This window comes from Bacillus cereus group sp. BfR-BA-01524 (assembly GCF_022662595.1).
Classification (GTDB): domain Bacteria; phylum Bacillota; class Bacilli; order Bacillales; family Bacillaceae_G; genus Bacillus_A; species Bacillus_A thuringiensis_S.
Genome location: NZ_JAKUDW010000140.1, coordinates 1 through 10,869, shown reverse-complemented (window position 1 = coordinate 10,869; position 10,869 = coordinate 1). Strand labels below are relative to the sequence as shown.

The window sequence follows — 10,869 nt, the reverse complement described above, 5'->3', positions numbered from 1 at the left end:
CGATTCACAAAAGCATCAAGCAATGCAGATGTAGATTCTTGGAACAAAAAATAAATATAAAAATAAAAGAGGGGGCTACTCTAAAAGTGGTTCCCTTTTTTACACAGCATTTTTATGAAATTAAGAGGGGAGTAAAGAAAATGGGTCTGTATATTGTGGGATTATTACTAAGTTATATGTTCCTAAATGTATTTACTGATTTGAAATATAGAAAAACAAAGAATATGTGGCATCTACTATTCTTAATATTGGGGATAGGAATCACGTATTTTGCCGGAATAAGAACAGGGAAAGAGATTGCAATTGTACTAGTCATGGCCTTAGCGTGTGGTTTATTGCTAGAAACATTTAAATTTTCTTCACCTGGTGATACCAAAATGCTTGTGGTAGTAGGTTTATATGTTAGCAATGTAGTAGAAGAATCGGCTATGCTTACCGCCATTACATTAACAGCTTTCCATTTACTATTCTTTTGGATTGCTAGTGTGTATCGATTAATTAAAATTTTAGGGTTTGTGGGAGCGGTTAAAGACCAATTGGAGCATGCTGCGTCTATATTTGGGGCAAAACTACCAAAGAAAGAAATACAGCTGATACAGAGCTTTCCAGGGGCTTGTTCTATTTTATTAGGAGCAATTGTGTATGTTACTTTCACTATCTATCAAAACGGAGGTATGTTAGCTTGAATAGTAGAATCATTCATCAAAGAGAAACATATATTTATTTCACGATATTCGCACTAATAGGGGTACTTATTGTAAATATGTTCATTAATATGGTTTTTATACTAGCGTATCCGTTACTTATCGGATTAATTGTACAGGTTGTTCTGCTTCAGAAGATGAAAAAACCTTTTTATTGGAGCGGAAAAGAATTAACGGAACAGTTAAAACTAAAGAATATATTTCTAGTAGAATCAAACATTTTAGGGGATGAAGAAGGAACCGTCTATGAGGTGCATCAAATGCCTTTTGGATTCTCTAATGGATTAATTAATAAAGATAAGAGTTATAAAGTCATAAAACAAGAGTATGATAGAAAAGTCAAAGAGGATCTGACGAAAATTGCAAAATGGCAAGTTACAACAAAAGCTAGACTTGTTACGACAACACATTTTCGTTTATATACAATTTGGCAGAAAAATAGTACCGGTTATCAATTGAAAAAAATTGAGGAGTGTGTTGACCCATACGCCAAGATGAACCTTATACAATGGATGATTGCTTCATTTTGTACGACTGGTCGTATTAAGTACGATAAGAAACCAAAAGAGTGGGCAAGCTATGAATGGATTACTTTAAGGTAAATAAAAAAGACAGAAAATAATAAAATGTACCCTATAGAATTGACACTCGAAAAAAGTCTATTCTATAGGGTACATTTTACATTGTATGAGTTTTTTCTCTTTGTGTAGTTTTTCAATAAAAAGAGCGCTTTTAAAGGCGCCCAATGAACAAGATTTATATAAAAAAGGTGCACAAGATATGGTATGTATGCGTCTTAAAATTGGTGCAGATTTAATACAAAATCCTTATTTGAAAACAAGAAGCCCTAGAGTTAGGGCTCTAGGGCTTCTTGTTTTGGTATTCTCACATGGTTTTTCAAAAAGAATAGAACATATTGAAGATAACATGTGAATGTTTCATAAATGTATCAAAAAAGTGAACAAAACTGCTATTGCGGAAGAAGCAGAAATGAAGTTTCTAATACGTAAGTACGTGAAAGGTATTATTTCCAATAAATAAAATGCGCGTGGGACACATAATCATTATTTTATCAGAGGAAAAGAATATGTTATGAACTTGGTTGAATGAAAAAATGAAAATTTTACTTTTAGAGTGAAACTAAACAAAAACGCTATTTGAATAAAAGAAGTTAAATAAGGATGAAGAATAGTCATCTCTTATGCTGGGGAGGTTAACGGATATCCAAATTAAATAAGGGTGATTATGTGTTAAAAGGTAAAGTGATTAGTTTGTTTTTTGGAATTGTAATGGTAGTTTTATTTTTAAATCCGTTAGATATCAAAGCGGTTAATAGTAATGATCAAGAGTTTTATGATTCTTATAATACTTTATTAGCACCATATGCAAGTCAAGTTATCAGAAGGAAGCTTGGACCAGATCATCAGTATAGTTTAACGGATACAAAAATTATAAAAATTGAACGTTTCCCAGAAGAAAACTTTAATTTTATTGTTACAGTTCAATATAAAACTTATATAGGAGCTCATAACCCTCCGAATGGCATAGAAACTATTACTTTTAATATAGATCCAAGTGGAGTAAAGGTTATAAATTTTGTTCATAAAGATACTTAAAGAAGAAGTAATATTCTTTATACATTGATGAAATGGATATTTGAATTGAAAAATGTAATAAAAATTTCATTTTGTATTAAGTTGGAATATAAAAAGAGCACTTAGTAAAGTGCTCTCGTGACGAGCCTCATTTTATAACGATTATTTTATAAAGAAAGGAACTCAGAATATTATATATACGCCAGTCAATTGAGTACCTTGTACAAATAAAGAGCAGCTAGCAAAAGCTAACTGCTCAGGTAATGGAATATGGTTCGAAATGGGTTGTCTACAGTATTGACGGAATAGTGGTTTTTATTCGTGAAGAATTACGTTTAACTTAATGCATAGCCAACGATCAAAGTTAGTGTTAAAAACACTGATAATAAAAGTGTTAGTAGAACGGTTGCTATGCTTCTAAGCATCGCAACCCAATTATTTATTTTAGAAAAACCTTTCATACCAGCAAAAAAAGTTCCTATTGTTAAAACTAGTAAAAAAAATAAAGGGTGGATAGGTAGCGAATTCATAATAAACATTTTCGTTTCAGATGAGGCTATCGAACCAATTTCAAGATATAAGAGGAATAAACCAATGCAAATAAAAGAAAAAATAAAGGACCATAGATTGATGTTATGTTTCATTGCTTTCTCCTATGTAATTAAAATATTTACATTTGATTTTACTGGAAAATTAAAGAAAAAGATAGCGATTATAAATCGAAATGAATTTTTTAACAAAATAATACTTTTAATAGAAAGTGAGGAATAACAATGGGACTAGGAAACCGCGGAAAGGTATTTGAAATGCTTATTAATCTAGCGAACGAAATGTATCAAAGAGGGGGGAGTGGCGCTTATAAACAAGCGTCCGACTCCTGTGAAGGTGTTAAAAAGTAAAGGTGCCGTGTACTAAATGGATTCTATGAAGCTAAAAGTACAGTTGACTATGAAGGTGTGTATAAGGGACGAGCTATCGCATTTGAAGCGAAGTCTACAGAGAAAGATACACGTTTTGATTTGAAGAACATTGCACAGCATCAATTGGATTACCTGGAGAAAGCGGAGAAGATGGGAGCAATATGTTTCTTCCTTATTGAGTTTAGCAAGGACAAGTCAGTATTCGTGGTACCACTATCAGTCATTCAATCTTATGTAAGGATGTCTCATCAACCTAAAGGCAAGAAGTCTATACCAAAAGCAGATTTTGATATTTATGGATATGTAGTAGAACAGACAGAGCGAGCACCAGTGGATTACTTGCAATACGTTGATGAAGCAGTAGTGTCAGTTATGTTTGATGGAATGATTCAGTTTGATCAGGATCATAAGAAAGTAGCAAATAACATTGAAACAGCAAAAGAGAAGATGGCCAACAGGAAACACAAATTATTAAAAGCTTAATGAATAATGGAACCATGCAGAGTAGATTGGTGGGGGCTACTTTACTAAGCATGTTTCCCTTATTCAATAAAGAGATAGTAAAATTTCACGTACCTTATGTGATGTTAAAAAGACAAATTCAAAAATAGGTGGATTCCTTCATGGAGAGACAATTAACTTTATTACCAGCTATCGATAGAGAGACAGAGAAACAAGTTCAGAAAGAAGTAGTGAAAATACTAAAGGAATACCGCACGTTGAAAACTCGTTTTGAAAATGAAGTGGAGCTAAAACACGAAGGAATCAGTTTGTTTCCGGAGATTAGAGACACGAGACATATTAGCAATATCAAGTTCAAGCAGATCGGTAAGGCTTTACAATACGTTTTAGACTGAAACCATCAAGAAAAAGTACTTAAACGCAGATAAACCGAAAGACAGCTTTATTTACACTGAATTATCGATGAAGAAAGATCACTTCTATTATAAGAAGAAAAATGCGATTCGATTGATCGCTACATCTTTAGGGATGATTTAATAATACAAAAAAAGCCAAATTAACAGTTTGTAATTAACTATCCATTTGGCTTTTTATGTTTTATTTTTTAGGCATCCATGTATGTCCGCAATTCATGCAACCATTAACAATATTTTTTCTACCAACAAATCCACTGAATAAAGTTATCGGTGGTCCTAGAAGTATAATAAGAAGACCAACAATTGCAGAAAGTCCAACAACTCCATCCATAGAATTTCGAGGAACTATAACATATAAAAAATTTGAAACTATTCCAATAGTTACAAGTGTACCTAACAGAAGAAACAGAATAAAAAACGCCCTTTTGAAATTATAACCACGCTTATTACCGACTATTTGATCTGATTTGCATTTCCTACAAACCACGCGCCTTGTTACTTTTTCTTGTTGTACAGTCATGTCTAACCATCCTTACTTGTATAAAAATATAATATTTTAATTATATGATATTATTACCTGAACTGGATACAAATATTATTAAAAAAAGAAAAAATATAATAAATTGGAATGTTTATGTTTTTGAAAACTTCGACAAAATGCCGACAAAAATGGGGACTAAATAGGGAGAATTTTCATAATGAAATCAACGGTATTCTTAATGTACAACCCCTTTGGCAACCGCATATCGAAGAGGGTTAGTACACCTATAAGTGAAACGTTCTTATGCGAGAATGTCACGGTAACGTATACCGCATAGTAGGGCGGGCAAGGCGGTAAGAACCCTGGTGTAAATGCTTGGCGAATTGCTGTGCCTGTATTAAAAGATATGGGTGTAGAAAAAGTCTATTTAGCGTTTGATGCGGATTTAGTAGAGAATCAAAAAGTAAGAAAAGCTCTTATAGACTTTGCGACAGAGTTAAAGCGAGTGGGCTATAACGTAATCATAGCTGCATGGAACCCAACGCAAGGTAAGGGGCTAGATGATACAATGCAAGCGGGATTTAAACCTGTATTTCAGAGATTGTGAAAGTTATAAAGTAGGTTGATATTTTTATAAATAGGTAGATTGAAAGAGATAGAGTTTTTAATTCTATCTTTTTCTTATATCCAATTAACTAAAAGAAGGGTAGAAGAGAATATGAATACATCTATGAAAAAAATCTAGTAAATTTACGAGTTGATTTTGCTTTCAAGCGCTTGTTTGGAGTAGAAGGAAACGAGGAGATACTCATTGGTTTTCTTAATGCGGTATTACAATCCTCTTTAGATGAGGAAATCATTTCTTTGCATTTGGATGATCCACATCTTCCAAGGGAACAAAAGGATGATAAATTGTCTATTTTAGATTTGCGAGCTACCCTTAATAGTGGTATAAAATTAAATATAGAGATACAGGTTCGCGACAAAAAAGACATGATCGAGCGATCTTTGTTCTACTGGGCTGGTATGTATTATTCCCAAATGACTCAGGGGATGAAGTATACAGAATTAAGATCAACTATATGTATTAACATAGTGGATTTCATTCTGTTTCCAGGAGAAGAAGACTTTCATAATGTCGTTGTGTTGTTATTATATAAGAAAAGAAGACATCGATTAAGATGTCTTCTTTTACTTGTACACTTGGTGTTAAGGAGGTATTGTATTACATAAAAACCATAAAAAATATAATAATCGTCGAGTAAGTCTATTATAGCATCAATAAATAAATTTTTATATGCAATATTGCATATATATAGATTTATTTATGTTTTATCTATATAATTAAATTGTCTGTTTCTTGTTTTAATTCGTTTGTTTATTTTATTTTGGAGCGCTCCAGCAATGGAGCCTTTTTTTATGTAATAAAACATTTCCTTTGGATTACTTAGTTAATCTATATTAACTTTATCTTCTTAAACAATATCTATACTTTACCAAAGAGCTATACGGATAACCAGTTTTTTCTAATAATCTAATGGATTGATAATATTACTGTTATTTGTCAATCTTTATAGGAAAATTTATCATGCAATGAAGATTGAGAAATCAATAATTATAAAAAACTTATAGTATCTTTTGGGAAAATATTTATAATTTATATATTAATATGTTATAATTTTATCTCTAAAACTACCCAAAAAGGACTGCCTAATGGTGGTCTTTTTTATATTGGTGAGATTGTACTAGTATGATAGAAGAGGATTAACTGTATATTGTGAGGGTGATTGGTTATCCCTTCTTTCCATGTGGAAGGAAAGGGGGTGATATACCTATGGGGTTTTTGTTTAAGCTTCTAAAAGAATTTGTGAAAGCCATTGTACGTGAAGTTTCTGCGTATGTTTTTAGGAAACAAATTTTAGAAAAAGATAACAAAAAACCACTCCTCGTCGCCGTCCAGAGCAAAAGGGTGGGTTTCGTAAAAAATAAATGATATAACCACCACCCTGACGGTAGCAGTTATTAGAAGAAATGTTAGCGCATCTCTTCTTTTATCATTTTAGCCAAGAAGACTCCTTCCTCAAGGAGCGTGAAGGTGAGTAGGTGGGAGATGAATTGGCTTCGAACAAGGGATGGCAGGAAGCCAGCTTAATTGTTCGACATACAGAAAGTGTTACTCCACTACCTACCGAATGTATGTTCGTTATATAATAGTCATATACCGAAATGGAGGTGAATCAAATAATGATGAATAAAGCCTATAAGTTTCGTATCTATCCAAATCAGGCACAAGCAATTCTTATCAACAAAACGATTGGGTGTTCTCGCTTTGTATTCAATCATTTCCTATCCTTATGGGATCAAGCATACAAAGAGACAGGAAAAGGCTTGACCTATGGTACATGCTCTGCCAAACTACCTGCCATGAAGAAAGAGCTTGTTTGGCTAAAAGAAGTGGATAGTATTGCGATTCAGTCGTCTGTTCGCAACCTTGCGGATGCTTATACACGCTTTTTCAAAAAACAAAACAGCGCACCGCGCTTTAAATCTAAGAAGAACAACGTACAATCTTATACTACAAAACAAACAAATGAAAACATTGCCGTTGTAGGGAACAAAATAAAGTTGCCGAAACTAGGTCTTGTTCGATTTGCCAAAAGTCGCGAAGTAGAGGGGCGTATTGTAAATGCTACGGTTAGACGGAACCCTTCTGGTAGATATTTTGTGTCACTATTAGTTGAAACAGAAGTACAAGAGCTTCCGAAAACAAGTTCTTACATTGGAATAGATGTAGGACTAAAAGATTTCGCTATTTTGTCAGATGGAACACACTATGAAAATCCGAAGTTTTTCCGATCATTAGAAGATAAGTTGGCGAAAGCACAGCGTATGCTTTCTAGAAGAATGAAAGGATCTTCTCGCTGGAATAAACAACGAGTAAAGGTAGCTAGAATTCATGAATACATATCCAATGCTAGAAAAGATTACTTGGACAAAATTTCAACTGAAATCATCAAAAACCACGATGTTATCGGTATAGAGGATTTGCAAGTATCGAATATGTTAAAGAATCATAAGTTAGCAAAAGCAATTAGTGAGGTATCTTGGTCGCAATTTCGATCCATGTTAGAATACAAAGCAAAATGGTATGGCAAACAAGTCATTGTCGTATCGAAAACATTTGCTTCCAGCCAATTATGTTCTTGTTGTGGGTATCAAAATAAAGACGTTAAAAATCTAAACCTACGTAAATGGTTTTGCCCTTCATGTCAAACACATCATGATAGAGATATTAACGCAAGTATCAATCTAAAGAATGAAGCGATAAGGCTTCTAACCGCAAGGACTGCGGGGTTAGCCTAATCAATTAGAGTTCGATAGAACTCTTTACTTAGGAATCCCTCACTTCTAAACGAAGTGAAAGTGGGGGTAGTTCAATATATACACAAGCAATTACTGTAATACTACTACAGTAATTGTATCAAACGTACATAGAAAATCAATGAGCACGTAATAGATATAATGTACAAAGGAAAAGACAACCAAATGTGCCTTCCTCCAACTTGAATCACTTTAATTCTAAGAATATGTATCGGTCTCCCATTCAAGTATCATTTTTCTTAATGAATAATTGGGATATTTTAGGGTATATTTTGCTGTTTTTATGTTAAGATATTTTGGTTGTTATTCATCTTATTTTAGGAGGTTGGAAGATCTGTTACATGCTTTTCATATGGATTTTAGTTTCTATACAGAAAATATAAAAGTTTTAGGATTATTAGGGAATTCTACTCGTTTATCAATTGTTTGTAAATTGATTACATATGGATCGTTGTCAGTTTCTGATTTAAGTAAGCAAACAAGAATTACAGAGGATTTGATTGTACAACATTTGCGTAAATTAGCCTTTGGAAATATTGTAATTAGTGAACGTATAGGGAAAAGGCTTTATTTTAAAATAAAAGATAATAAAACAATTGAGATTATTAAGGTATTAGGGTTACAAAGTTAAATTTAATTACTTTCGCTACAAATGATTTTGCTATAAATTAATTGTGCAAAATTACATTTAGCTCGCCTACGGAATGAAGTGCACCCCAATTGTTAGACACATAATTAACAAATGGTAAAAAACTATATCTATCACCCATTTTAGACTTATATAACGGAGAAATTATAGCTTACAATATAGAACATAGACCTGCCTATTCCCTTGTTTCTAAAATGTTAAATAAGGCATTTCAACGTTTGAATGATAAGGAAACTCCTATTTTACACTCGGATCAAGGTTGGAATTATCAAATGCGACAATATCATCAGTCGCTTAAAAAACATAACGTTATCCAAAGTATGTCCCGTAAGGGAAATTGCTTAGATAATGCAGTCATGGAAAATTTCTTTGGCTTATTAAAATCTGAATTACTTTATCCTAAAGAGTTTGAAAGTATGGAACAATTTAAGCAAGAACTAGAAACTTATATTCATTACTACAATCACAAAAGAATTAAAACAAAACTAAAAGGATTGTCCCCTGTGCAATACAGAGTTCAATCCTTAGTAGCTGCTTAATATATTTGTCTAATTTTTTTGGTTCAGTTCATCAAATAGGTGGGCTTTTTAATGTAGAAAAAAAGACACCCAAAGGTGCTTTCCTCTGACTTGATCCACTTTAATTTTAATAATATGTATTGGGCCCCTATTTAAGTGTTATTTTAATGCATTAATAATGCCAGTTGTTAAGAAAAAAGGCACTCCTTCGAGTGCCTTTTTCCTATTCTACTTTTAACTTAATTTCTTTACCTGTCATACCGCCACTAGCTTTTAAGAAAAGACCTTCAGCATCTTTTGGTATATCAAATACAATTTTACCTGTCTGTGTTAGACCGGGATTCAATTGTTTTAAGAAGAAGTCAGTTTTCCCACCATTAGTTAAGTCAAAAGATGTTTGACCTTGTGTTGAATATGTGAATTCACGACCTTTGTTATCTACTAATTTAAAACTATTAGCATCAACAGTAATAGCGTCTTTTTGATTATTAGTAAGTGTAACTTCTAAAATTTTAAAGACACCTTGTGCTTGTTCTTTTGTATATTCATTACCCACAGAATCTACTGTTTCCATAGATCCTACAGCGATTTTTACATCAGAAGATACACCTTCTTTTGATACTGCTTTAGTGTCTGTTGAAGTTTTTTCTGTTGAGTCTCCACCACCAGCGACCATAGCAATTATTCCGATTACAAATAAAGCTATAATGCCTAGGCATCCAAATTTAAATATTTTTCCCACGTTTCTTCCTCCAATTATGTAAAATATAAGATTACCAAGCTAATAATAACAAACTATATATAAGGATATTGTCATATTATGTCGAAAGGAAATAAAAAAGATAGTTTAGAATTTTCAGGCTGAAATTTTGTCTTATGACCTATTTTTCTTCGCATCTTGGCAGTACTTCTTACTCATAAAAAAAGACACCCAAAGGTGCCTTCTTCCTACTTAAACCACTTTAATTTTTGGACTCTCATCCTTACCGAATGGAAAGTAGAGATGATTCAATTATGTACCGATCTGGAGCGTCTCCTATATAGTCAAAAGGATAACAAGTTGTTAATGTTAATGTCGGCTCACTTTTTTCTACAATAACTGTTCGATCTTCTGAATCTGTTATCCAATGCTTGTTAATTTTATATGTATATGTTTTATTTTCATATTCCACGATAAGTTGGTCATTTTCCTTTAATTGACCAAGCTCGGTAAAAACAGTATCTCTATGTCCACTTAAAACTGTATGACCATTTCCAGATGGTGTAGTAGTTAAGTCACTAACAAACATACCTACACCCTTTTTTAGTACTTTATCATCAGCTCCCCAATATACAGAGTATTTCTTTTGTATTTTAGGGATAATTAAATATGCTACTTTATCTCCTAACTGATGGTTTACCTTTGAAGCGGGAATTTGTGCAGGTTCTTCAGGTTGTAATGAAGTTTCATTTTCAGTTTCTGTCTTTATCTCTGTTTGATTGATGTTTTGCGTTTCATATTCTTTAGAAGGTGTGGGGGTTTCATATTGTTTGGCCTCGTTAGTTGTTAACGACTCTGCTGATTGTCTAGCACTATACCATTCTAGAAAATAATAGGAAAAGATAGTAAGTCCAATAACAGTTAAACATAATCCTATCCATTGTTTTTTATTCACTTTTATCACTCCATTTGAAAACGACAGGATTTCTCCTGCCGTTTTAAGGAACTATTTTATGCGTTTGTCTTTTTACGACGGAACATTA

10 protein-coding genes and 5 pseudogenes are annotated in these 10,869 nt (G+C 32.8%); 11 read left to right on the top strand and 4 right to left on the bottom strand.

What is annotated here, in order from left to right; translation table 11 throughout:
• Positions 1–140: 140 nt before the first annotated feature.
• From MR170_RS28230 to MR170_RS28215, 4 genes are all read left to right on the top strand, one after another.
• Complete coding sequence (locus MR170_RS28230) at positions 141–686, top strand: hypothetical protein (RefSeq protein ID WP_043936488.1); 546 nt, start codon at positions 141–143, stop codon at positions 684–686.
• Positions 683–1,306 (top strand): hypothetical protein, encoded by a 624-nt coding sequence (locus MR170_RS28225; RefSeq protein WP_043936463.1) that lies wholly within the window; start codon positions 683–685, stop codon positions 1,304–1,306. The genes MR170_RS28230 and MR170_RS28225 overlap by 4 nt, the downstream gene beginning before the upstream one ends.
• An 85-nt stretch (positions 1,307–1,391) precedes the next feature.
• Complete coding sequence (locus tag MR170_RS28220) at positions 1,392–1,637, top strand: hypothetical protein (protein WP_231583605.1); 246 nt, start codon at positions 1,392–1,394, stop codon at positions 1,635–1,637.
• Between the two features lie 314 nt (positions 1,638–1,951).
• Positions 1,952–2,320 carry a DUF3888 domain-containing protein gene (locus tag MR170_RS28215; RefSeq protein WP_016083182.1) on the top strand — a complete coding sequence of 123 codons (369 nt, stop codon included), beginning with the start codon at positions 1,952–1,954 and terminating at the stop codon, positions 2,318–2,320.
• 314 nt (positions 2,321–2,634) lie between these two features.
• Here the strand turns inward: MR170_RS28215 and MR170_RS28210 are convergent, their stop codons facing one another.
• Positions 2,635–2,943: a hypothetical protein gene (locus MR170_RS28210; RefSeq protein WP_016083183.1), complete on the bottom strand. Its 309-nt coding sequence runs from the start codon at positions 2,941–2,943 to the stop codon at positions 2,635–2,637.
• Between the two features lie 129 nt (positions 2,944–3,072).
• On the opposite strand from MR170_RS28210, the pseudogene MR170_RS28205 reads away from it, so the two are divergent.
• Both MR170_RS28205 and MR170_RS28200 read left to right on the top strand, forming a co-directional pair.
• Positions 3,073–3,702 (top strand): annotated as a pseudogene (locus tag MR170_RS28205) (Holliday junction resolvase RecU).
• Between the two features lie 140 nt (positions 3,703–3,842).
• A pseudogene (locus MR170_RS28200) lies at positions 3,843–4,218 on the top strand (ArpU family phage packaging/lysis transcriptional regulator).
• Between the two features lie 60 nt (positions 4,219–4,278).
• Here MR170_RS28200 and MR170_RS28195 read toward each other — a convergent pair.
• Entirely contained in the window at positions 4,279–4,617 is a 339-nt protein-coding gene (locus MR170_RS28195; RefSeq protein ID WP_242310255.1) for a hypothetical protein, read from the bottom strand.
• A gap of 322 nt (positions 4,618–4,939) precedes the next feature.
• Here MR170_RS28195 and MR170_RS28190 point away from each other — a divergent pair.
• From MR170_RS28190 to MR170_RS28170, 5 genes and pseudogenes are all read left to right on the top strand, one after another.
• Positions 4,940–5,185, top strand: a pseudogene (locus MR170_RS28190) (DUF3854 domain-containing protein); the annotation flags it as partial.
• A gap of 111 nt (positions 5,186–5,296) precedes the next feature.
• Positions 5,297–5,751: pseudogene (locus tag MR170_RS28185) on the top strand (Rpn family recombination-promoting nuclease/putative transposase); the annotation flags it as partial.
• A 1,071-nt stretch (positions 5,752–6,822) separates the two neighbouring features.
• Entirely contained in the window at positions 6,823–7,941 is a 1,119-nt protein-coding gene (tnpB, locus tag MR170_RS28180) for an IS200/IS605 family element RNA-guided endonuclease TnpB (protein ID WP_242310250.1), read from the top strand.
• 370 nt (positions 7,942–8,311) lie between these two features.
• Positions 8,312–8,590, top strand: coding sequence for an ArsR/SmtB family transcription factor (locus MR170_RS28175; RefSeq protein ID WP_000347619.1), 279 nt, complete (start codon positions 8,312–8,314; stop codon positions 8,588–8,590).
• A 113-nt stretch (positions 8,591–8,703) separates the two neighbouring features.
• A pseudogene (locus MR170_RS28170) lies at positions 8,704–9,147 on the top strand (IS3 family transposase); the annotation flags it as partial.
• A gap of 202 nt (positions 9,148–9,349) precedes the next feature.
• Here the strand turns inward: MR170_RS28170 and MR170_RS28165 are convergent.
• Both MR170_RS28165 and MR170_RS28160 read right to left on the bottom strand, forming a co-directional pair.
• Positions 9,350–9,868, bottom strand: a complete 519-nt coding sequence (locus MR170_RS28165) for a DUF4352 domain-containing protein (protein WP_000516002.1) — start codon at positions 9,866–9,868, stop codon at positions 9,350–9,352.
• A 241-nt stretch (positions 9,869–10,109) separates the two neighbouring features.
• Positions 10,110–10,781, bottom strand: coding sequence for a class D sortase (locus tag MR170_RS28160; protein ID WP_105433554.1), 672 nt, complete (start codon positions 10,779–10,781; stop codon positions 10,110–10,112).
• Positions 10,782–10,869 lie beyond the last annotated feature (88 nt).